The 22,023-nt window shown below is 47.6% G+C and carries 21 protein-coding genes; 15 read left to right on the forward strand and 6 right to left on the reverse strand.

Annotated elements, in window-relative coordinates:
- Positions 1-383 precede the first annotated feature (383 nt).
- From ONT18_RS02575 to rpsA, 4 genes are all read right to left on the reverse strand, one after another.
- Entirely contained in the window at positions 384-1,139 is a 756-nt protein-coding gene (locus tag ONT18_RS02575) for a hypothetical protein (protein WP_264903873.1), read from the reverse strand.
- Positions 1,140-1,224: 85 nt separating this feature from the next.
- Complete coding sequence (locus tag ONT18_RS02580) at positions 1,225-2,061, reverse strand: porin family protein (protein ID WP_264903875.1); 837 nt, start codon at positions 2,059-2,061, stop codon at positions 1,225-1,227.
- Between the two features lie 20 nt (positions 2,062-2,081).
- A complete protein-coding gene (locus tag ONT18_RS02585; RefSeq protein WP_264903877.1) occupies positions 2,082-3,257 on the reverse strand; it encodes a PCMD domain-containing protein in 1,176 nt (391 codons plus the stop codon).
- 362 nt (positions 3,258-3,619) lie between these two features.
- Entirely contained in the window at positions 3,620-5,404 is a 1,785-nt protein-coding gene (gene rpsA / locus ONT18_RS02590; RefSeq protein ID WP_264903878.1) for a 30S ribosomal protein S1, read from the reverse strand.
- Between the two features lie 451 nt (positions 5,405-5,855).
- Here rpsA and ONT18_RS02595 point away from each other — a divergent pair, with 451 nt between their 5' ends.
- The 15 genes from ONT18_RS02595 to ONT18_RS02665 all read left to right on the forward strand — a co-directional run bounded on the left by ONT18_RS02595 (position 5,856) and on the right by ONT18_RS02665 (position 21,306).
- Positions 5,856-7,304: an SLC13 family permease gene (locus tag ONT18_RS02595; RefSeq protein WP_218458401.1), complete on the forward strand. Its 1,449-nt coding sequence runs from the start codon at positions 5,856-5,858 to the stop codon at positions 7,302-7,304.
- 138 nt (positions 7,305-7,442) lie between these two features.
- Positions 7,443-8,420, forward strand: a complete 978-nt coding sequence (pfkA, locus tag ONT18_RS02600) for a 6-phosphofructokinase (protein ID WP_117692823.1) — start codon at positions 7,443-7,445, stop codon at positions 8,418-8,420.
- Between the two features lie 208 nt (positions 8,421-8,628).
- The gene (gene atpD / locus ONT18_RS02605; RefSeq protein ID WP_006846855.1) at positions 8,629-10,155 is read left to right on the forward strand and encodes a F0F1 ATP synthase subunit beta; all 1,527 of its coding nucleotides are present in this window, start codon (positions 8,629-8,631) and stop codon (positions 10,153-10,155) included.
- A gap of 18 nt (positions 10,156-10,173) precedes the next feature.
- On the forward strand, positions 10,174-10,413 hold the full coding sequence (gene atpC, locus ONT18_RS02610) for an ATP synthase F1 subunit epsilon (protein WP_022121941.1): 240 nt from the start codon (positions 10,174-10,176) through the stop codon (positions 10,411-10,413).
- A 36-nt stretch (positions 10,414-10,449) separates the two neighbouring features.
- On the forward strand, positions 10,450-10,893 hold the full coding sequence (locus tag ONT18_RS02615) for a hypothetical protein (RefSeq protein ID WP_022121942.1): 444 nt from the start codon (positions 10,450-10,452) through the stop codon (positions 10,891-10,893).
- A gap of 48 nt (positions 10,894-10,941) precedes the next feature.
- The gene (locus ONT18_RS02620) at positions 10,942-12,051 is read left to right on the forward strand and encodes a F0F1 ATP synthase subunit A (protein WP_118079075.1); all 1,110 of its coding nucleotides are present in this window, start codon (positions 10,942-10,944) and stop codon (positions 12,049-12,051) included.
- A gap of 80 nt (positions 12,052-12,131) precedes the next feature.
- Positions 12,132-12,371, forward strand: a complete 240-nt coding sequence (gene atpE / locus ONT18_RS02625) for an ATP synthase F0 subunit C (protein WP_006846851.1) — start codon at positions 12,132-12,134, stop codon at positions 12,369-12,371.
- 137 nt (positions 12,372-12,508) lie between these two features.
- Positions 12,509-13,009: a F0F1 ATP synthase subunit B gene (gene atpF, locus ONT18_RS02630; RefSeq protein ID WP_006846850.1), complete on the forward strand. Its 501-nt coding sequence runs from the start codon at positions 12,509-12,511 to the stop codon at positions 13,007-13,009.
- A gap of 8 nt (positions 13,010-13,017) precedes the next feature.
- Positions 13,018-13,554 (forward strand): F0F1 ATP synthase subunit delta, encoded by a 537-nt coding sequence (locus ONT18_RS02635; RefSeq protein WP_022121944.1) that lies wholly within the window; start codon positions 13,018-13,020, stop codon positions 13,552-13,554.
- Between the two features lie 23 nt (positions 13,555-13,577).
- On the forward strand, positions 13,578-15,164 hold the full coding sequence (gene atpA / locus ONT18_RS02640) for a F0F1 ATP synthase subunit alpha (RefSeq protein ID WP_022121945.1): 1,587 nt from the start codon (positions 13,578-13,580) through the stop codon (positions 15,162-15,164).
- Positions 15,165-15,170: 6 nt separating this feature from the next.
- The gene (locus ONT18_RS02645) at positions 15,171-16,145 is read left to right on the forward strand and encodes a F0F1 ATP synthase subunit gamma (RefSeq protein ID WP_264903884.1); all 975 of its coding nucleotides are present in this window, start codon (positions 15,171-15,173) and stop codon (positions 16,143-16,145) included.
- Positions 16,146-16,543: 398 nt separating this feature from the next.
- Positions 16,544-17,203 (forward strand): UpxY family transcription antiterminator, encoded by a 660-nt coding sequence (locus ONT18_RS02650; RefSeq protein WP_264903886.1) that lies wholly within the window; start codon positions 16,544-16,546, stop codon positions 17,201-17,203.
- A 6-nt stretch (positions 17,204-17,209) separates the two neighbouring features.
- Complete coding sequence (locus tag ONT18_RS02655; protein ID WP_264903888.1) at positions 17,210-18,007, forward strand: polysaccharide biosynthesis/export family protein; 798 nt, start codon at positions 17,210-17,212, stop codon at positions 18,005-18,007.
- 55 nt (positions 18,008-18,062) lie between these two features.
- Positions 18,063-20,555: a GumC family protein gene (locus tag ONT18_RS02660; RefSeq protein ID WP_264903890.1), complete on the forward strand. Its 2,493-nt coding sequence runs from the start codon at positions 18,063-18,065 to the stop codon at positions 20,553-20,555.
- A gap of 34 nt (positions 20,556-20,589) precedes the next feature.
- The gene (locus ONT18_RS02665; protein ID WP_264903891.1) at positions 20,590-21,306 is read left to right on the forward strand and encodes a tyrosine-protein phosphatase; all 717 of its coding nucleotides are present in this window, start codon (positions 20,590-20,592) and stop codon (positions 21,304-21,306) included.
- A gap of 37 nt (positions 21,307-21,343) precedes the next feature.
- Here the strand turns inward: ONT18_RS02665 and ONT18_RS02670 are convergent, their stop codons facing one another.
- Together ONT18_RS02670 and ONT18_RS02675 are read right to left on the reverse strand one after the other, a co-directional pair.
- Positions 21,344-21,436 (reverse strand): smalltalk protein, encoded by a 93-nt coding sequence (locus ONT18_RS02670; protein WP_153073356.1) that lies wholly within the window; start codon positions 21,434-21,436, stop codon positions 21,344-21,346.
- A 49-nt stretch (positions 21,437-21,485) separates the two neighbouring features.
- Positions 21,486-21,998 (reverse strand): N-acetylmuramoyl-L-alanine amidase, encoded by a 513-nt coding sequence (locus ONT18_RS02675; RefSeq protein WP_117692836.1) that lies wholly within the window; start codon positions 21,996-21,998, stop codon positions 21,486-21,488.
- Between the last annotated feature and the right edge of the window lie 25 nt (positions 21,999-22,023).

Genomic DNA, 22,023 nt, shown 5'->3' on the forward strand with positions numbered 1-22,023 from the left:
AGTAAGCGAAGTGAGACGTTTAGTCAGGTTCAAAGATATAGAATATGAGGTGAAAGGAGATGGATTCTAAAGTATGAGAAGACTGCTTCTAGAAGATTCCCACTAGGCTCGGCAGACCTGCTGAGCCTAGTCAGCAGCTCTGCTGACTGCAGTCGGCAGCTCTGCCGAGCCTAGTGACAACTCCTTTTAGTTGTACGACATTTCACCTTTTAGTTGTACGACTATACCCCTTTTAGTTGTACAACTATATGCCTTTTGGTTGTACGACTATACATCCTTTATTTGTACAACAATAAGCCGATTAATAAAATAAGGGTGTGTCATGTTCCATTATCATGGACTTATGAAACACCCTCAGCTTGATGATTTATAGTTCTTTCTCTTTACTTGATCAACTCAAGACCTGCCTCAAACTTGGTAGTCTTATCCATAATGGCAGTAAGCTGATTGACAACATTCTTCAAAATCAGGAATTTTGCCTGATCTTCCTTGTCCATACCTGTAGTAGGAATCTTGTTAACCTGAGCATAAAGCATTGCGATGATAGGAGCTACGAAATCCTTGTCAACATAGAAATATACCTTGTTGGCTGCTGGATAAGATACGTGTACTGGAATACCGGTCTTAAACTGATCCAACATGCCGGCTACCATAGCCTTCTCCTGAGCATCGTCGATGTCTTCTGTAATCTTGGCAGTGTTCAGGAACAAGGTAATCATATTCTCGTTAACTACCTGGTATGTAGCGTAATCGTTAGCTACCTTCCAGTCCTTGTCATCAGCCTCTTCCTTATAGGTTGCAGAAATCTGACCCTTCTCATTGAAGGTTACATCCTGCAGAACGCTTCTGAGCTGGCTGTTAAGCAGCATTGGAGCCATTTTGATGGCATCCTTTACAGGATATGGTTCATCCATCAAGCCTGGGATAGTAATGGTTGCATCATTAGAACCTTCCCAGTTTAATACAACTGAACCTGTAGGATTGCCATTTGCATCAAAACCTGCTTCCTGTACCTTCCAGGTTCCTTCAATCTTCTCGTTGCGCACAAATTCCTTCTCATCATTGTCGTCATCGCTGCTACAAGCAGTGAAGAAGCCAAGGGTGCAAACCATGGCCATCAAATAAATAAACTTTTTCATTTTTCTTCTCTTTTTTGTGTATTAATAAATAATTATTGTATTGTTTCTATTTATATAATAATGTACGCGTACATTATATTATATATTACTTCAGCTGATACGTGATACCTACGCTGCCGTAGATAGGATACATCGTCTGCTCAATGGTCTCGAAATCTTTCTTGAAGATACCATTTAAGCCCCAACTCAGATCAGCACAGATGCCCCAACGGTTGTTCAAGCGCCAGTCAATTCCGAAATCTACGCCCACATGCCAGTTGCGCATGTCATCGCTGAAATCGTAATCACCACGCTCGCCTTCGTCATGACCCAATTTTACCTTCTGTCCAGTAGGATCGCCCTTAGGATGACCTTCCTCCTGGCGGCGCAAGTAACCATCGTATGCCCAACCTTCAAACTTCTTTGATGTCACATAGCTAACATACGGACCCAACTTGAAACGGAGGTTGTCGCAAATGTCGTATGTTGCCTGCAATGGTACTGTGATAAGACTCATGTCTACCTTCGTAACCACGTTGCCTGTAAATATACCTTTCAGCTCATCGCCTCCACGAACTATCCTCATATAATAGTTTTTTACGCCTGCATCAATCTTCATGCCCTTGTTTTCGAAGTGAAGTCCTCCAACGAATCCCCATTTGCCTGAAAGTGGGTGATAAGCATCGATACCCAGACTGAAGTTAGGTTGCAGGGTATAACTGTGTAGTGTACGGATGGTGGCTGGAAGACCGATAGGGGCTGTACCTCCCAAATTATATGCCACACGAGCCTGATACTGGTAGCCGTGAAGATATTTGTTCCACGAGGTGCGCTTGCTTTCTTCTACCTGCTTGTGCTCCTCAGTCTTCTGATTCTCATTTTCTCCTGCCCATGAGGCAGTGCCCCATGTCAGCAGGAGAGCTAATATTATTATCTTCTTCATTATATAGTATCCTCCTTAGCTTATTTGCAAATCAACTTGAAACTGTCTATCCAAAGGGTACTACCTTTGGCACCCAGGAAGTTAGCTCCATCTGAACTGGATGAACTGACAATAGTGAGACTGTAGCCACCATTCTTCAACTTGATTGGGTCTATGGCTTTCTTATACTCGAAATCCACGCTGAAGTGATGCCATTCCGGCGTGTTTCCAATGGCAACTTTTCCGTTGTCATCATGGGTTTCACCTACCAGAGCAAGTGCTACTATCTGTTTGCTGGTCTGTACATTATCTCCGTAGAGCAATACGGCATTTCCCTTTTCATCGATGTTCTCATAGAGTACAGCATATATGGTTCCGTAGTCATGGCGGTCAAGTTCTTTCATATTCTTGTCGGTGAATTTTTCGCCAGCCTGATACTTATACCATCCTTCTAACTTAGCAGGCTTGGCACTGAAGCTGAATGGATGACCGAACTTTGTTGCCTTCATTGCATCGCGCAGGGCATCGGTGGCATCAAACTGTCCGATGAAGAGGTTGCCGGCAGCGATAGGCTTGTGTACCATATAAGCGATCTTGCTTGTGCGCTGAGTAGTGAGCTTCACGCCCTTTCCCTTGTGCCCATCTTCTATCATCACGGTAGGATATTCTTCCGGTTTAGATGAACTGTTACTCATTTGGAATCCTGAGTTTCCGGTAGCCCAGATGTCGAGTTTATTGCCGTTCCAGTTCTCTTGCCAGTTGTAGTATCCCTTGCTGAGGTATGCGTTTTCAAATTCGAATTCAATCTCGTTTGGCATGGTGGTCTGTCCCTTCTTGATGCTTACCTGATAGGTGCGGCTCCATTGCTTGTCTTCAGAAGTAACTGTATATGTTACAGGTCCTTTTGAGAAATCCTGAAGGCTTCCACTTTCAGGTGAGATGGTCGCTCCAGGTGTGAGGCGGAATATTGGCGCCTGTTTGGTAAGGGCGGCAAATGGTCTCATTGTGAACTCGATGTTTGTCTGATCACTCTGCACATTGACCAATGTATCAGATGGATTAGTAAACAATAAGTTCAATAAATTCTTGTTGTCTGCATGTATGTATGCCTGCTCGATGTCGCATTCGGCATTGAGTGGTTCTTCCTTGAAGCAGGAGGAGAGGGTAGTGATGCAACTCATTGATAGAGCGGCTACTATAAATCTAGACTGTTTCATATCTTGAACTTTTATTCCTTTTGTAATCTGGAGAATCGCTTCTCTTTCTTTTCAGATAATTCTTGAGAGAATGATTTCTCTAGTTCATATAATTTATTGCTTTATCGGTTGCAAAGATAAGCAGAAAACCTGAAACTACCAAATGTTTTTGTGTTTTTCGACATGTTTTGCTAGAAAAATGCCATGAATTAGCGGTTTTAGAACATGAATTAATGGAGTAGAGTTACTGGAGTTGGTAGGTATCACTTGATAGTTTTTTTTTTAACACATAATAAAAAAGGGAACTGAAATCTCATTACTGAAATTTCAGTCCCCTGAATGTTATTTAGCTAATGAATAGCAAAAGCCTGATCTGTTTAAGATTAAGCCTTGCCCTCCATCTGAGCCTTCAACTTAGCGAGTGCATCGATATCACCGAGTGATGTGCTAGCAGCAACGTTGTTGATCATAGCTGTCTCGTTGTTGTTCTTGCGACCGCCGTTTGCACGCTTGTGAGTTGGCTTAGCAACTGGCTCGTTACCCTCCTCGAATGTACGAGAGTGAGAGAGGATGATGCGCTTTGTCTCCTTAACGAACTCGATAACCTTGAAGTCGAGAGTCTCGCCCTTCTTAGCCATTGTGCCGTCCTCCTTAGTGAGGTGCTTAGGAGTAGCGAAACCTTCACCACCCTCAGCGAGAGCTACAACAGCACCCTTGTCCATCAACTCAGTGATAGTACCCTGGTGAACAGAACCTGGAGTGTAGATTGCCTCATACTCATCCCATGGGTTCTTCTCCAACTGCTTGTGGCCGAGGCTCAAGCGACGGTTCTCCTTATCGATTTCGAGAACTACTACATCGATAGAAGCGCCTACAGAAGTGAACTCAGATGGGTGCTTAACCTTCTTAGTCCAAGAGAGGTCAGAGATGTGGATCAAACCATCAACACCTTCCTCGAGCTCTACGAAGATACCGAAGTTAGTGAAGTTGCGAACCTTAGCTGTGTGCTTGCTGCCAACAGGATACTTAGTCTCGATAGCCTCCCATGGATCTTCCTTGAGCTGCTTGATACCAAGGCTCATCTTGCGCTCAGCGCGGTCGAGAGTCAGGATAACTGCCTCTACCTCGTCACCTACCTTCATGAAGTCCTGAGCAGAACGCAAGTGCTGGCTCCAAGACATCTCAGATACGTGGATCAAGCCCTCTACACCTGGAGCAATCTCAACGAATGCACCGTAGTCAGCCATAACCACTACCTTACCCTTCACGTGATCACCTACCTTGAGGTTTGGATCAAGTGCATCCCATGGATGTGGAGTGAGCTGCTTCAAACCGAGAGCGATACGCTTCTTCTCCTCATCGAAGTCGAGGATAACAACGTTGATCTTCTGGTCGAGAGATACAACCTCGTGTGGATCGCTTACGCGGCCCCAAGAGAGGTCTGTGATGTGGATCAAACCGTCAACACCGCCGAGGTCAACGAATACACCGTAAGTAGTGATGTTCTTAACGGTACCCTCGAGGATCTGACCCTTCTCGAGCTTGCCGATGATCTCCTTACGCTGCTGCTCGAGCTCCTGCTCGATGAGAGCCTTGTGAGATACAACGACATTGCGGAACTCCTGGTTGATCTTTACAACCTTGAACTCCATTGTCTTGCCTACGAATACGTCGTAGTCGCGTATAGGGTGAACGTCGATCTGGCTTCCTGGCAAGAAAGCTTCGATACCGAAAACGTCAACGATCATACCGCCCTTAGTGCGGCACTTGATGTAACCCTGGATAACTTCCTCGTTCTCGAGAGCTGCATTAACACGCTCCCAAGACTTGCTGAGGCGAGCCTTCTTGTGAGAGAGTACCAACTGGCCCTTTACGTCCTCCTGGTTCTCTACATAAACCTCAACCTTGTCGCCTACCTTGAGGTCTGGGTTGTAACGGAATTCAGAAGCAGGGATAATACCATCGCTCTTGTAACCGATGTTTACGATAACCTCTTTCTTGTCTACAGAGATTACTGTACCCTCTACAACCTGGTGTTCTGTTACCTTGTTAAGAGTTTCGTCATAGGCCTTCTCGAGGTCTGTTTTGCTGACGTTTGCGCTTGTGCCATTCTCAAACTCATCCCAATTGAAGTCGTCCAATGGCTTTACGTTCTTTAAATCTGACATAAAAAATAATTAAAAAATTAAAATTAATAAAGTTTGACTTTATGTGAATTGTATAAATCGGGCGCAAAATTACTCATTTTCTTTGAGTTACAGGCATTTACTCTTGACTTTCTTCTTTTTGTTAGTAATATTTAACTAAAATCACTGTTTTTGGTGGGTTCCTTCGGGGAAATACATAATATATATATACGCATAACCTTTTAAATGTTCTAGTAACTTCCTCCTCGATATTTCTTCCTGTGATGTTCTTCTCTGTTATCCGAGTTTTCATCTGATTCTATGATGAAAATGAAGAGGGAAGAAAAATAATGGCGAAAGAAAAAACTGGACGAAATTTTCATTTGTATGAAAATGAGTTAAATTCATTAAAAAAAGACACCGAAATGTTGGCGATAACAAAATAATTGTTACCTTTGCGCCCAAAATGTAATGAATATAATAAAATAATAATATGACACTAGTCATCCTTGCCATACTGATATTGGCATATATTCTCATTGCAACCGAGAATATTACCAAGGTGAACCGTGCTGCCGTAGCCATCTTTGCTGGAACGGTAGGATGGGTTCTCTATATCTGTTTCGGTATGGACTTTGTGACCAGTGAACACTCTTCTGATTATTCACGCTATCTGAATCTCGGAATGTGGAACGAGATAGAATCCACCAGTACAACGGTGAAGTATTTTATTGCCCGTAACATCTTCCTTCCTTATGTGGGTAGAGCAGCAGAAATCGTACTCTTCCTGCTAGCCACTATGACGATAGTTGAAATTCTCAATAACAACGGATGCTTCGATTTCATACGCCAGTTGTTACGTACCCGAAGCGCCAAGAAAATGCTATGGATTCTCGCTGCCGTAACCTTTGTTATCTCGGCAAATCTCGATAATCTTACTACAACAGTGATGATGCTTACGATGATGCATGGGGTGATTCCAAACCGTCGTCAGCGCATGGTGTATGGAGGTGCCATTCTTCTTTCTGCCAACTGTGGCGGAGCTCTTACCGTTATCGGAAATCCGGAAGGACTGGTGATGTGGAATATGGGTGCTGTAACGGCTACTCATTATTTCCTGTCGCTTCTGCTGCCATGTCTTGCAGCCTGGCTCATTCCGTTGTTGATGATGCAGCGCATGCTGCCTGAAAGAGTAGAGACAGAATGGATTGCTATGCCATACCGCGGGGATGATACCCGTCTCAATGTATGGCAGCGCTTGCTGATGCTCTTTGTGGGCATCGGTGGATTGTGGTTTATCCCTACCTTCCATAATATTACGAAATTAAGTCCTTTCCTCGGTGCGCTCTGCGTATTGGGCGTACTTTGGATTGTGAACGAGATATTCAACCGTAAACTCATGAATATGGATGCGATGGCTGACCGTCGTACTCCTAGAGTGTTCCAATACGGAGTTGTCCAGATGATTCTCTTCGTGATGGGTATCATGCTTGCCATCGGAGTGGTGAAGGAGACCGGAGCTTTTGACGATTTTTCTACTCTTCTTAACTCTGTCGGTATGGATGATAAGCGTCCTGGCGTGCTGTTGCATGGCGTCTTGGCGGGTATCATCAGTACTGTACTTGACAACTTTGCTACAGCCATGAACTTTTTCTCCCTTCATGATCTGGCAAATGTGAATGATCCTTCATTCAGTATGCTTACTGATTATCATACCAATGGTATCTACTGGCAGATGATTGCATATTGCGTAATGGCTGGTGGTAACGTTCTTGGTATCGGTACAATCAGCGGTCTTGCCCTGATGAAGATGGAACGTATGCACATGGGATGGTATTTCCGCAATATTGGCTGGAAAGCTTTGATGGGTGGCGTCATCGGACTTGCTATCCTTTGGCTCTCCCATATCCTGGTGGCTGGTGCCGCAAACCTAATTATTTAAATCGATAAGCCCAAACAAAGCAAGGGGTATACCCTTGGATACCTACTGTATATGTAGGGGTAATGGATGAAAAACATCATCCTGAGAGGATAATAAACTAACATTAAAAAAATATATATAATATAATAAGGTATAGTTATGGCAAAGATTAAGACTATTGGAATTTTAACATCTGGAGGAGATGCTCCAGGTATGAATGCTGCTATCCGTGCGGTTACCCGTTCGGCTATCTACAACGGTTTCACTGTGAAAGGTATCTATCGTGGTTACGATGGTCTCATCAATGATGAAATTAAAACCTTTTCTACAGAGAATGTAAGCGGTATCATCGGCACAGGTGGTACGATGCTGAAGACAGCCCGTTCTAAGGAATTCATGACCGAGGAAGGTCGTCAGAAAGCATTTGAAACGATTCAGAAAGAGGAAATAGATGCGCTTGTCGTGATTGGCGGTAACGGTTCGCTGACCGGTGCGATGAATTTCGCACGTGAGTTTGATGTATGCTGCATCGGATTGCCAGGAACAATTGATAATGACCTTTATGGTACAGACAATACAATCGGTTATGATACTACGATGAATACCATCGTAGAATGTGTAGACCGCATCCGTGATACTGCGCAGAGCCACGAGCGTATCTTCTTTATCGAGGTGATGGGCCGTGATGCCGGTTTCCTGGCGCAGAATTCAGCTATCGCCAGTGGAGCTGAGGCAGCTATCATTCCAGAGGATTCTACCGATGTAGACCAGTTGGCTCAGTTCATGGAGCGTGGTATCCGTAAGTCTAAGAAGAGTTGTATCGTCATCGTGTCAGAGAGTCCTAAGTGCGGTGCTCTTTATTATGCCGACCGTGTGCGCAAGGAGTTCCCTGAGTTTGATGTACGTGTATCTATCCTGGGTCACTTGCAGCGTGGCGGCCGTCCATCAGCCCGTGACCGTATTCTTGCGAGCCGTACCGGTTGTGGTGCCATCGAGGCTATCATGCAGGGACAGCGCAATGTGATGATTGGTGTACGCAATAACGAGGTGGTATACGTTCCGCTTTCTGAAGCCATCCGCTCAGATAAGCCATTCGACCGTAAACTCATCAAGGTTTTGGACGAGTTGAGTATCTAATTTATAGAGATTGGAGTAAGAAGAAGGGAGTTTGGACTCCTGACTTCTTGCTTTTGCATAGGAAAATGGTTTAAAGGGAACTAAAAATGGTTTAATTAGGTATAAAAGCCGAATAAAACTTTTAATTAATTTGTGGTTTCCATAAATTGTTGTTACTTTTGCAGTCAAGAATAATATAAATATATATAACTTTTAAACTAATAAGCTTATGTCACAAATTAACGGACGTATCTCTCAGATTATCGGTCCTGTTATCGACGTTTACTTCGATACAAAGGGCGAGAATCCAGAGAAGGTGCTTCCTAAAATTTATGAAGCTCTGAAGGTAAAACGTCCAGACGGCCGCGAGCTTGTCATCGAGGTGCAGCAGCACATCGGTGAGGATACAGTTCGCTGTGTCGCTATGGATAATACTGACGGTTTGCAGCGCGGCTTGGAGGTTATCCCTACAGGTAACCCAATCCAGATGCCAGCCGGAGAGCAGATCAAGGGCCGTATGATGAATGTCATCGGACAGCCTATTGATGGTATGAATGAATTGGACATGAAGGGCGCTTATCCTATCCACCGTGAGGCTCCGAAGTTTGACGAACTTTCTACTCACAAGGAGATGCTTGCTACCGGTATTAAGGTGATTGACCTGCTTGAGCCTTACATGAAGGGTGGTAAGATTGGTCTTTTCGGTGGTGCCGGTGTAGGTAAGACAGTGCTTATCATGGAGTTGATCAACAACATTGCCAAGGGACACAACGGTTACTCTGTATTTGCCGGAGTAGGTGAGCGTACCCGTGAGGGTAACGACTTGATTCGAGACATGCTCGAGTCTGGTGTTATCAAGTATGGCGAGAAGTTCCGTAAAGCGATGGAAGAAGGTAAGTGGGATCTCTCACTTGTCGATCCTGAGGAACTTGCCAAGAGTCAGGCTACCCTGGTATATGGTCAGATGAATGAGCCACCTGGGGCACGTGCTTCTGTAGCTCTCTCTGGTTTGACCGTAGCTGAGGAGTTCCGTGATCACGGAGGTAAGAATGGTGAGGCAGCGGATATCATGTTCTTCATCGATAACATCTTCCGTTTCACCCAGGCTGGTTCTGAGGTATCTGCGCTGTTGGGTCGTATGCCATCAGCCGTAGGTTATCAGCCAACGCTGGCTTCTGAGATGGGTGCCATGCAGGAGCGAATCACTTCTACCAAGAATGGTTCCATCACCTCTGTACAGGCCGTTTATGTGCCTGCCGATGACTTGACCGACCCTGCTCCAGCTACCACATTTACTCACCTGGATGCTACCACTGAGCTTTCCCGTAAGATTGCATCTCTCGGTATCTATCCTGCCGTAGACCCGCTGGGTTCTACCTCTCGTATCCTCGACCCGCTGATTGTGGGCAAGGCACACTACGATTGTGCACAGCGAGTAAAGCAGTTGTTGCAGCGTTACAACGAGTTGCAGGATATCATCGCCATCCTCGGTATGGATGAGCTCTCTGATGAGGATAAGTTGACCGTGAACCGTGCACGCCGTGTACAGCGTTTCCTGAGCCAGCCATTCACCGTAGCAGAGCAGTTCACCGGTTTGAAGGGTGTGATGGTTCCTATCGAAGAGACTATCAAGGGCTTCAACGCCATCCTCGACGGTGAGGTAGATGACCTGCCTGAGCAGGCATTCCTCAACGTAGGTACTATCGAGGATGCCAAGGAGAAGGCTAAGCAGTTGCTCGCAGCAGCACAGGCGTAATCTTTAAATCCACGGCTTATGTTACAGCTAAAGATAGTATCTCCTGAGAAAGTAGTCTTCCAGGGTGAGGTAGAGAGCGTACTGGTTCCGGGAACCCTCGGCTCGTTCGAGATTCTCAAGGATCACGCGCCTATCATCTCTTCGCTCGAAGTGGGCAAGGTGGAATACACTACCAAGGAAGGCAAGCAGGTAATGAACATCAAGGGCGGATTCGTGGAATGTAAGAAAAACGAAGTAAGCCTTTGCGTAGAAGTTTAGATAAGTGATTAATTTTTAGTGATTAATTATTAGATAATGGAAAAAGACGAAAAGTTGCGCTTGCAGACTATCAGACAGGCGAGTATCAGGTATAAGCAGATTTCTTTGTGGCTTACAGCAGCAGTGGCTCTTGCCGTGCTCTTTGCCTGCAGATTATCTGCTCAATGCGATGATATGATAGCCCAGGTTGTTAACCCGCTGGTAGTGAGTGCGATATTCTCACTCGTTGCAAGTACTGCTTATGGTGAAGCATGGAAGGCTGTTGCAAAGTCATCGCCTGCTAATCTCGCCAAGTTCTACCTGGCAGCATTGGTGCTGAAGCTGATGGCAGGCACGCTGGTGTTCCTCATCTACGTGCTGGTATGCGACAAGCAGAACATTCTGGGCTTTACCGCCATCTTTGCCCTTTTCTATGTCGTACTTCTCGTGTTCGACTGCATCTACTTCGCTCGGGTAGAGAAAAAGAACCGTCTTTCATAAGCGGTTCTGAAACAAATAATTAATAAACAAAAGTAAGAATTAAAGAATATGAAACATCTCAAGCAATTCCTCTTGATGGCGATGCTGCTCTTCACGCTGGCACCTCTGCAGGTATCGGCTAAGGAGAACATCGATGTGAAAGAGATATTGTGGGGTCATATCAAGGATTCTTATGAATGGCATATCACCAAGGTGGGAGATCATCCCGTAGTGATTCATCTGCCAATCATCGTTAACACCACTTCGGGCTGGCACGTGTTCTGCAGCAGCGAATTCTCGGAAGAGAAAGATGCCAATGGAGACCGTCCAGGACCTTTCAACCTGGTGATTAAGAACGCTGATGCGCAGGCGAATCCCAACAAGATAGTAGAGAAGGTGGGAGGCCAGGAGGTTCGTCCGCTTGACATCTCCATCACGAAGACCGTTTGCGTGCTCTTCATCGATGCTATCATCCTGTTGCTCTGTGTCCTGATACCAGCCCGCTGGTGCAGGAAGCACAAGGTGGATGACCCTGCACCAAAGGGATTTGTGGGACTGATGCACATGTTCATCATGTCGGTATATACCGATGTAATTGAGGCCACCCTGGGTAAGGAGGCGCCAAAGTACGCACCATGGTTGCTTACTTGCTTCTTCTTTATCTTCGTGGCGAACATCATGGGTATCGTACCATTCCCTCCAGGTGGTGGTAACCTGACGGGTAATATCGCCTGCACCGTATTCTTCGGTGTAACGACATTCCTGATCACCAACTTCACCGGTACCAAGGAATACTGGAAGGATATCTTCTGGCCGGAGGTACCAACCTGGTTGAAGGTCCCTGTGCCACTGATGCCATTCATCGAGCTCTTCGGAATCTTTACGAAACCGCTGGCTCTGATTATCCGACTCTTCGCCAACATGATGGCGGGTCACGCCATCGCACTTTCGTTTGCGGCTATCATTTTCATTATGTTCAACATCAGTGAGAATGCTATCGCCAACTATGTGGCAGGTACGGGTATGACAATAGTAAGTGTTGCGATGAGCGCCTTTATGATGCTCCTCGAAGTATTGGTAAGCTACATTCAGGCATTGGTATTCACCATGCTGAGTGCAGTATTCATCTCGCTGGCTCATGTAAAGTCTCATGAGGCTGAGCCAGAGGTAGTGAAGTAGTTTATAGATTATAGATTACGGATCTAATTTCATTCAGATAATAAACAAAGAAAATATAAACAACTTAAATTATTAAGATTATGTTATCACTTTTATTAGCAGCAGAGATTGCAAAGTTGGGTGCCGCAGTAGGTGCAGGTTTGGCCGCTATTGGCGCAGGTATTGGTATCGGTCGCATTGGTGGCCAGGCTATGGACGCTATGGCTCGTCAGCCAGAGAAGATGGGCGACCTCCGTTCTTCTATGATTATCGCAGCTGCGTTGGTTGAGGGTGTTGCGTTCTTCGCTGTCATCATCGCCATCCTGGCAATCGTTATGTAATCATCTCATCTGTCACTATCATCTGTCCCGATAAATGGAAGTCTCAGGCATCAGCCTGATGTCTTTCCGGGGCATGATAGAGATGATTCTAGAGTTAGTTAAAATAAAACGTTTAAGTAAAACTTTAACCAGTATATATGGATTTATTAATTCCTGATAGCGGTTTGCTCTTCTGGATGACGCTGGTCTTCATCATCGTCTTCATCATTCTTTGGAAGGCTGGATTCCCAGCCATCATTAAGATGGTGAACGAGCGCAAGGCTTTCATTGATGATAGTCTGAAGAAGGCTCACGAAGCCAACGAGAAGCTTGCCAATATCCAAAAAGAAGGTGAATCCATCTTGCAGGAAGCTCGCGAGAAGCAGGCTGCCCTCCTCAAGGAGGCTGCCGAAACCCGCGATGCCATTGTAGAGAAAGCACAGGATAAAGCACGCGAAGAAGGCGCGCGTCTCCTCTCTGATGCCAAGAAGCAGATTGAGACCGAGAAGCAGAATGCCATTCGTGAAATCCGCGGCCAGGTAGCAGAACTCTCTGTTCAGATTGCAGAGAAGGTGCTCAAGGCTAAGCTCTCTGACGACAAGGCACAGATGGATATGATAAATCGACTGCTGGACGAGGTTTCTTCTGACAACAAATAGTAAAGCTTATGGATATAGGTGTAATATCGGTGCGTTATGCCCGTGCCCTCATCAAGGCTGCACTCGGCATGAAGCTCGAAGATCAGGTCTACCAGGAGATGCAGACGCTCTTTAAGAGCTACATCGACGTGCCTGAACTGAGATTTACGATAGACAACCCTATGCTTTCCAAAGACAAGAAAGAGGCACTTCTCATCACAGCCCTGGGCAAAGAGCCTACGGAACTGAGCAAGAAGTTTATCGCTCTCGTCTTGAAAGAGGATAGGGAGAGCACCCTGCAATTCATGGCTGCTTCGTATATCACTCTTTACAGGAAACAGAAGAACATCATCCGCGGTAAGCTGATCACCGCCACTGCCGTTGACGCCTCTACAGAGGACAAGATGCGCAAGATGGTGGAGCAGAGAACGAAAGGTACTGTGGAGTTCAAGACCGAGGTGAACCCTGAACTGATTGGCGGTTTCATCCTTGAGTATGATACTTACAGAATGGATGCGAGCGTAAAGACTAAGCTCAACAACATTCTGACACAGCTCAAAAAGTAAAATTAATTAAAGTAAATAACAAAATGTCAGATAAAATTAAACCAAGTGAGGTGTCTGAGGTTCTTCAGCAGCAGCTCCAGGAGGTTAATGGCTCTCAGCAGTTTGACGAGGTGGGTACCGTGCTTACCGTCAGCGATGGCGTGGCTCGTATCTATGGTCTGCGTAATGCCGAGGCTAATGAACTTCTTGAGTTTGAGAATGGAACCATGGCTATCGTCATGAACTTGGAGGAAGACAATGTAGGTTGTGTCCTCTTAGGTCCTACAGCTGGCATCAAGGAGGGACAGAGCGTGAAGCGTACACACCGTATTGCTTCTATCCGCGTAAACGACAACTTCCTCGGACGTGTCGTAAACCCTCTGGGTCAGGCTATTGATGGTCTGGGTGACATCGACCTCACCGATTCTTTCGAGATGCCTTTGGATCGTAAGGCACCTGGTGTAATCTATCGTCAGCCAGTAAAGGAACCTCTTCAGACTGGTTTGAAGGCGGTAGACTCTATGATTCCTATCGGTCGTGGACAGCGTGAGTTGATCATCGGTGACCGTCAGACCGGTAAGACTGCCATCGCAGTGGATACCATCATCAACCAGAAGAGTTTCTATGAGGCTGGCAAGCCAGTATATTGTATCTATGTAGCTATCGGTCAGAAAGCATCTACCGTTGCTGCATTGGTACAGAACCTCAAGGAGCATGGAGCCCTGCCATATACCATCATCGTAAGTGCTACCGCTGCCGATCCTGCAGCCATGCAATATTACGCACCATTTGCCGGTGCAGCTATCGGTGAGTACTTCCGCGACCGTGGTTACTCAGCTCTCGTCGTATACGATGACTTGAGTAAGCAGGCTGTGGCTTACCGTGAGGTATCTCTGATCCTCCGCCGTCCATCCGGACGTGAGGCTTACCCTGGTGATGTCTTCTATCTCCACTCTCGTCTGTTGGAGCGTGCCGCTCGTATCAACGACCAGCAGGAGGTAGCCGAGCAGATGAACGACCTTCCAGAGTGCATGAAGGGTCACGTTAAGGGTGGTGGTTCTTTGACAGCCCTCCCTATCATCGAAACACAGGCAGGTGACGTATCAGCATACATCCCAACCAACGTGATTTCCATCACCGACGGTCAGATCTTCCTTGAGACCGACCTCTTCAACCAGGGCTTCCGTCCAGCTATCAACGTAGGTATCTCCGTATCTCGTGTAGGTGGTTCTGCCCAGATCAAGAGTATGAAGAAGGTAGCTGGTACACTGAAGATTGATATGGCTCAGTATCGTGAGCTGGAGGCTTTCTCAAAGTTCTCTAGCGATATGGATGCCGTAACAGCGATGACTCTGGACCGTGGCCGTAAGAACGACCAGTTGCTGGTTCAGCCTCAGTACCGCCCAATGCCGGTAGGCGAGCAGGTAGCTATTCTCTACTGTGGTGTTCACGGATTGATGCACGACGTGCCAATGAATAAGGTTCGCGACTGTCAGGATCTGTTCCTCGATGCAATGCGCAGCCAGCACGCTGATGTGATTGAGACTTTGGGCGATGGTAAACTCACCGACGATGCCATTAAGGCAGTCGAGGAGACCATGGCTAATGTTGCAGGACAATATAAAGCGTAATAGCCTATGCCGTCATTAAAAGAGATTAAAACTCGCATAGCCAGCGTTAACAGTACCCGTAAGATTACGAGTGCGATGAAGATGGTGGCTTCCAGTAAGTTGCATCATGCTCAGGTAGCTATCCAAAATATGCTGCCTTATGGAAATATGCTGGAACATATCCTCAAGAGTTTCCTGGTAAGTACTCCGAATGTCGACCATCCGTTGCAGTTGGAGCACAAGGAAATCAAGCGTGTAGCTCTTGTGGTATACAGTTCTAACAGCAGCTTGTGTGGTGGATTCAATTCCAACGTTATCAAGATGATGATGCATGCGGTGGACGAGTATAAGGCTCAAGGCATTGACGACATCACGGTATATCCTATCGGACGAAAAGTGGCAGAGAAGGCACAGAAACTGGGTTTGAAGATTGGCGGTAACTTTAATGATCTTGCCGATCATCCTCATGCCAGCGCCTGTGCAGATATCGCCCATTCACTTGCCAAGCAGTATGCTGCTGGTGAGCTCGATAAGGTGGAGATGATTTATCATCACTTTAAGAGTGCCGGTTCACAGATTCTGACCCGCAAGACTTTCTTGCCTATTGACCTCAGCACTGAGTCGATAGGAGTGGACAACGATCGTGACCTTACCTCTAATGTGGCTACGGCAAAGGCTCAGGAATATCTGCGCCAAAAGCAGGCTGAAGCTGACGGACGCCAGAGTTCTGAGGCAAAACCTCTGAATGATGACTTCATTGTAGAGCCAGACTTGGAGACTGTTTTGGAAGTCTTGATTCCTAAGCAGCTTCGTCTGATGATTTATACAGCGTTGCTGGATAGCCAGGCGAGTGAGCATGCTGCCAGAATGGTGGCCATGCAGACCGCTACGGATAATGCCGATGAACTCTTGCGCGAACTCAACTTGCAGTACAACAAGAGTCGTCAACAGGCCATTACCAATGAATTGCTTGATATTGTGGGAGGTAGCGTAAACAACTAAGTTTCCTTCCATCTGTATAATGTTTAATCGGGGTAAATCACTTATTGAAAGAGATTTACCCCGATTTTATGTTTTGTATGCAAATAAAATAGTAAAATTAACACATATTAGGAAAACGGTTAAAAAAACTAATTTTAGCTAAAGTTGCGCTAACATTCTTTCGTTTTTTTTTTTTTTTTGTTAACTTTGCGGCGCGTTTGAGAACTAAACCAGGAAATATGAGGCTTAGTTACCCAAATGGGATTGCGGGTACAGCATCGCCTGGATCAGGGTTGCTCCGAACGACAGAAGCTTTACGAGAAGTATACTGTCTCAATCTCCTTGCTGCTTGTGACGACTCGTTTCGACATAAGGGGGAAGAGAAAATGTGTCTGTATAAGAATACTTAAAATGAAAGAATGGACAATTCAATAAAAGATATCAATCATTCTCTAAGCATACAAGCCGAGACTCTTGGCGAACCAGCCAAGACAGAGGCATCATGGTATGCCATGCGCGTGTTCATGAACAAAGAGGCGCTTTGCCGGGACTTGTTCAACCTGTTCAACAACGTGCTTAAGGATCCTGACCAGATGAAAAACACATTCCCCGAAGATATGATGGGCGATGTGATGGAATATTACGCCCCCTTCGTAAAAGAGAGACATGTAAACAGCCAAGGCAAGAAGATTGTGGTGGAGCGCCCACTCATACCCTCGCTTTTCTTCATGCGCAGCAACAAGCGACAGGCGCTATGCCTGGAGCGGGAACTGTGTGGCAAGGCAAGGCTATATCGCCAGCTGGTGGACTTCGACCCACAGCCCATCGCCATTCCCAACCGACAGATGCAGATGTTCATGATGGTATCGTCGGGCGATCAGGAGGGGCTGGAATATTTCGAGGATGGAGCCTTCAACTGGAAGAAAGGTGAACGAGTCAGGGTCATCGACGGCAGGTTCAAAGGTCTGGAGGGCGAAATCAAGCGCATCAATGGCGACCATCGGCTCATCGTTATGATAGAGGGAATCTGTGCCGTCGCCACCACCTATATACCAAGATGTTTTCTAGAAAAAATATAAAATCATATGAAATATTGTAATTCATTGCTTTCTGGAGCTTTTTGTACGGGACTTCTTGTCCTGTCAGCTTGTGGAACCCCACGACAAATAGCTTATTTCCAGGATTTTAACCAAAATCCTGACACGCTAATCAATCTGAAAAGTGCGGTGATTACCGCCAAGCCAACAGATAAACTCTACATCGGCGTGAAGAGCAAGGATCCACAGATCACACAGCTCTTCAACCTTACGGGAACCGCCACCAGCTACTCTACGTCGTCCATCGCCAAGGATGCCTATTATTATACGGTAGACAGCAAGGGCAACATCGACTTTCCTGTGCTGGGCACCCTGCATGTGGCAAGTCGTACCCGAGAGCAGATTGCCGAGGAAATCAAGAAAGTTCTCGTGGAGCGCAACTTGGTGAAGGATCCCGTGGTGACCGTCAGCCTGACAAATCTCCACTATTCGGTGATTGGTGAGGTGGCACGCCCTGGACAGTATGAAATCGAGGACGAGAAAGTGACTATTCTCGATGCCCTTAGCAAGGCGGGCGACCTGACCATCTATGGCACCCGCGAAGACGTGATGGTGTTGCGCCAGGAAAACGGCCACCAGAAGATATACAAGATCAATCTCTGCTCGGGAAACAGCGTGTTCAACAGTCCGGTATATTACCTGCAGCAGAACGACGTGGTTTACATCAGCCCCAACGAGACCAAGGCTCGCCAGAGCACGGTCAATGGCAACAATGTCAGGAGCACGGGCTTCTGGATTAGCCTTGCCTCACTTGCCACCAGCGTGGCAGTACTTATCAAGAAATAATGTAAGAGTAGAGTGAACACTCACCACTCAACATTCAACACTCAACATTCAAACAATGATTCAGAATAATCAAGCGACGATGCAGAATGCTTCGGGTCGTCGCCCCCAGCAGGCAGAAGACTTCATTCGTCTGCAAGACTTAATGTATCTGTGCCTTGTGCGCTGGCGATGGTTTGTTATCTCGCTCGTCGTCACCCTGGGCATAGCCACTTATTACCTCCTCTCCACGCCGGGTGTCTATCAGCGCACGGCATCCATCCTCATCAAGGAAGACGGCAAGAGCCAGAGCATCAACAGCGATGTGGCCAGTATGTTCTCCGACATGGGACTCTCGGGAGGCAAGTCGAACGTCAACAACGAGTTGATTGCCATTCAGTCGCCAGCCGTCTTGCTGGAGGCAGGCAAGCAGCTTAAACTCGACGTAAACTACAGTGAAGACGGTACCTTCCATCCTGTGGCTCTCTATGGCAGAACGCTGCCTGTAACCGTTCGTTTCTATAGCTTGAACGATATGCAGAGCGCTAATTTGGATGTAGAGGTAAAGCATGGCAACCTGTTTTCCATCGTACATGTGAGTGGCACCGACAAGGCTGGAAACGAAGTGGAATCGGACGAGGAGGTACAGGGCAAGCTGGGCCAGACCGTCCGCACGGCGATGGGCTATGTATGCGTAGACCAGGCACCGGGCTATTCAGCCTTCGTCAATGGACATGAGAGCAGGAAACTGCATGTGACCCGCACCAACCTCTATGCCATGACCGACCATATCAAGGCGTCGCTCTCGGCAAGCATCAGCGAGGAGAAGGCAACAGTCATCGACCTGACCTATAAGGACCAGCTCACCCAGCGCGCCGAGGACGTGCTGAACACTATCATCTCCGTATACCGCAAGAACTGGATAGAGGACAAGAACCAGATGACCGTCTCCACCTCCCATTTCATCACCGAGCGCCTGGGCGTCATCGAGCGAGAACTGGGCGACGTAGACAATGACATCTCCTCGTTCAAGAGCCGCAATCTGCTGCCCGACGTAGAGACCGCCGCACAGCAATACATGCAGAAGAGCGGCGACGTAGACAAGCAGATACTCGAGCTGAACTCACGCCTCTCCATGGCACGCTACCTGCGCGACTTCCTGACGGGCAAGGTGGGCAAGAACCAGCTCCTGCCAGCCAATATCGGCATCAACAGCCCGGGCATCGAGCAGCAGATTACCGAATACAACAAGCAGCAGCTGGAGCGCAACAACCTGGTGGCTAACTCCAGCGAGCAGAACCCATTGGTGGCTGACTATGACCAGAGCCTCGCCTCCATGCGCCATAGCATCGTAACCAGTATCGACAACTTCGTGGTGACACTCAACTCGCAGCTTGGCAACCTGCAGGCAAACGAGGCGCAGACCACCAGCCAGATAGCCAGCAACCCTAGCCAGGCAAAGTACCTGCAAACGGTGGGTCGCCAGCAGAAGGTGAAGGAGGCGCTCTACCTCTTCCTCTTGCAGAAGAGAGAGGAAAACGAGCTTTCCAAGGCTTTCACCGCCTACAACACGCGCATCATCACCCCTCCTACGGGCGACATCAAGCCCGTGCAGCCTGTGCGCCGCAACATCATCCTCGTGGCTTTCGTTCTCGGATTCCTGATACCTGTGGTAGTCATCTTTATCCGTGAGAACATGAACACGACGGTGAGGGGCAGAAACGACCTCAAGAACATCACCATACCATTCCTCGGTGAGATACCATACTGCATCAGTCGCAAGAACAGACCAACTCTTCTGCAGCGCATCCAGTTCTGGAAGAAGCCGAAGGAGACGCGACAGATTGTGGTGAAGGCAGGCAAGCGCGACATCGTGAACGAGGCGTTCCGCGTGCTGCGCACCAACATGGAGTTTATGATAGGCACCCATCCCGAGCAGAACGTCATCATCCTTACGTCTTTCAACCCAGGCTCGGGCAAGAGTCACCTGGCAGGCAACATCGCCATGTCGCTCGCCATCAAGAAGAAGAAGGTGCTCGTCATCGATGGTGACCTCCGCCATGGTTCCACATCCATGCTCGTGGGCAGCCCTGGCGAGGGACTCAGCGACTATCTCAACGGCAGGACCGATGACCTGGAGGGCATCATCTGCCATGGCGAGGAGTATGGACTGGTGAAGGATTTCGACGTGCTGCCTATCGGTACCATGCCGCCTAACCCTACGGAGCTCCTCTTCACCGACCGTCTGGAGAAGATGATCAGGCAGATGAGGGGTGAGTACGATTATGTGTTCATCGACTGTCCACCAGTGGAAATCGTGGCAGATACCCAGATTATAGAGAAACTTGCCGACCGCACCATCTTCGTGGTACGCTCGGGCTTGATGCAGCGCAGTATGCTGGGCGACATCGAGCAGTTCTACAAGGACAAGAAATTTAAGAATATGTCGCTCATTCTGAACGGAACCAAGGCTCAGGGCGGCCGCTACGGCCACTACTATCGCTATGGCTACCACTATGGCTATGGCTACGGCTACCACTACGGCTCCGACAAGAATGGGGGGCAAAAATAGGAAAGTAGAAAATTGGATAAAAGAATAGAAAAATATGAATATATTCCGTGAGGCGTTCCGTTGGATTTGCAATCCGACGGCAAGCAAGAAAGCATCATCAGAGAGACTCCCCGGCGGCATCGACTGGCACTGCCACATCCTGCCCGGCGTGGATGACGGATTTCAAGAGGTAAAGAAGTCGTTGGAAATGTTGTGCCTTTACGAAGGCGCAGGCATGAGGGATGTCTGGTTTACGCCTCATATTATGGAAGACGTACCCAACGAGACCACCCATTTGCGCCAAGTATTTGCCGACTTCCAGAAACAATATCAGCAGGACTTCGCCGAGCGAAACCCTGCTGACAGAAAAATGCTCCGGCTGCATCTCGCAGCCGAAAATATGCTAGATGCGCTCTTCGAAAAGCGCCTGAAGGCAAACGACCTGTTGCCGCTGGGCGAGGATGGCAAGCTTCTGTTGGTGGAGACGAGCATCTTCTCTGCCCCGATGAATTTTCATGCCCTCCTGGAGCGCATCAAGAACAAGGGCTACACGCCCGTGCTTGCCCATCCTGAGCGCTACCTCTATATGGAGAAGCGCGATTACGAGAAGCTCAAGTTGATGGGCATAAAGTTCCAGCGAAATGCGTTCTCGATAGATGGGCAGTATGGCAAGAAGGTGCAGAAACGATGCAAGTGGCTTATGAAGCACGATATGTACGACATGGTGGGCTCCGACATGCACCGCCTCGGCATCTTCTGGCAATACTGGTAGAATTAGAACTTAAGGTTAAGGTTTGATTACTGGGAATTTACTGGCAGCTCTGTACGCAGAATGCGCTAGCTACGGCGGTAAGTACGGTGATGATGAAATTGATCACCTTCTTGATGGTTTCTTTCTTCATAGTTCAAATTAAAATTAAAAATTCAACACTCAACATTCAACATTAAGCATTAAAGTGGAAATTTTTTCGCTGCATCGAAGCAAGGGCATGCCTTCGGGGTGGTGCCCGGCAAGTCACGATGACCCACTATCTTAGCCTGTGGGAACGTGATCTTGAGCTTGCGCAGCAGATTCCACATTGCGTCATACTGGGCCCGGGTAAGGGTGTCGGCAGGACGCCCCTCGTCATCCAGCCCGCCCTCGTAGCAGATGCCGATGGAGCAGCGGTTGTATGGGCGGGCATGTGAGCCCACCTCCAGCAGCTTTCTGAACTGCGTGATGCTTCCGTCCTTGTGGACATAGAAGTGGTAGCCCACGGTGCGGAATCCACGCTTCTTGTGGTCGCGCATCAGTTGCTTGTCGGTGTAGTTACGGTCGGCACGTGTTGCCGAGCAATGAATTACGAGAAAACGGACGCTCAGAGGTGAGTCCATCATCTCGCCGTTCTCTGTGTAGGCGAGCAGGAGATGCTCATTGAGCACCTCCTCGCCGCCAATCGTCATCGGAAATCGATCTTGTGTCATTTTCGGTCAATTGATTTTAAAAACT

Origin of the sequence: Segatella copri (assembly GCF_026015295.1) — a bacterium.
Taxonomy (GTDB): domain Bacteria; phylum Bacteroidota; class Bacteroidia; order Bacteroidales; family Bacteroidaceae; genus Prevotella; species Prevotella copri_C.

Coding starts and splice junctions, on each gene's coding strand:
- ONT18_RS02575 (WP_264903873.1), bottom strand. CDS start 1,139: ATGAAAAAGTTTATTTATTTGATGGCCATGGTTTGCACCCTTGGCTTC.
- ONT18_RS02580 (WP_264903875.1), bottom strand. CDS start 2,061: ATGAAGAAGATAATAATATTAGCTCTCCTGCTGACATGGGGCACTGCC.
- ONT18_RS02585 (WP_264903877.1), bottom strand. CDS start 3,257: ATGAAACAGTCTAGATTTATAGTAGCCGCTCTATCAATGAGTTGCATC.
- rpsA (WP_264903878.1), bottom strand. CDS start 5,404: ATGTCAGATTTAAAGAACGTAAAGCCATTGGACGACTTCAATTGGGAT.
- ONT18_RS02595 (WP_218458401.1), top strand. CDS start 5,856: ATGACACTAGTCATCCTTGCCATACTGATATTGGCATATATTCTCATT.
- pfkA (WP_117692823.1), top strand. CDS start 7,443: ATGGCAAAGATTAAGACTATTGGAATTTTAACATCTGGAGGAGATGCT.
- atpD (WP_006846855.1), top strand. CDS start 8,629: ATGTCACAAATTAACGGACGTATCTCTCAGATTATCGGTCCTGTTATC.
- atpC (WP_022121941.1), top strand. CDS start 10,174: ATGTTACAGCTAAAGATAGTATCTCCTGAGAAAGTAGTCTTCCAGGGT.
- ONT18_RS02615 (WP_022121942.1), top strand. CDS start 10,450: ATGGAAAAAGACGAAAAGTTGCGCTTGCAGACTATCAGACAGGCGAGT.
- ONT18_RS02620 (WP_118079075.1), top strand. CDS start 10,942: ATGAAACATCTCAAGCAATTCCTCTTGATGGCGATGCTGCTCTTCACG.
- atpE (WP_006846851.1), top strand. CDS start 12,132: ATGTTATCACTTTTATTAGCAGCAGAGATTGCAAAGTTGGGTGCCGCA.
- atpF (WP_006846850.1), top strand. CDS start 12,509: ATGGATTTATTAATTCCTGATAGCGGTTTGCTCTTCTGGATGACGCTG.
- ONT18_RS02635 (WP_022121944.1), top strand. CDS start 13,018: ATGGATATAGGTGTAATATCGGTGCGTTATGCCCGTGCCCTCATCAAG.
- atpA (WP_022121945.1), top strand. CDS start 13,578: ATGTCAGATAAAATTAAACCAAGTGAGGTGTCTGAGGTTCTTCAGCAG.
- ONT18_RS02645 (WP_264903884.1), top strand. CDS start 15,171: ATGCCGTCATTAAAAGAGATTAAAACTCGCATAGCCAGCGTTAACAGT.
- ONT18_RS02650 (WP_264903886.1), top strand. CDS start 16,544: ATGGACAATTCAATAAAAGATATCAATCATTCTCTAAGCATACAAGCC.
- ONT18_RS02655 (WP_264903888.1), top strand. CDS start 17,210: ATGAAATATTGTAATTCATTGCTTTCTGGAGCTTTTTGTACGGGACTT.
- ONT18_RS02660 (WP_264903890.1), top strand. CDS start 18,063: ATGATTCAGAATAATCAAGCGACGATGCAGAATGCTTCGGGTCGTCGC.
- ONT18_RS02665 (WP_264903891.1), top strand. CDS start 20,590: ATGAATATATTCCGTGAGGCGTTCCGTTGGATTTGCAATCCGACGGCA.
- ONT18_RS02670 (WP_153073356.1), bottom strand. CDS start 21,436: ATGAAGAAAGAAACCATCAAGAAGGTGATCAATTTCATCATCACCGTA.
- ONT18_RS02675 (WP_117692836.1), bottom strand. CDS start 21,998: ATGACACAAGATCGATTTCCGATGACGATTGGCGGCGAGGAGGTGCTC.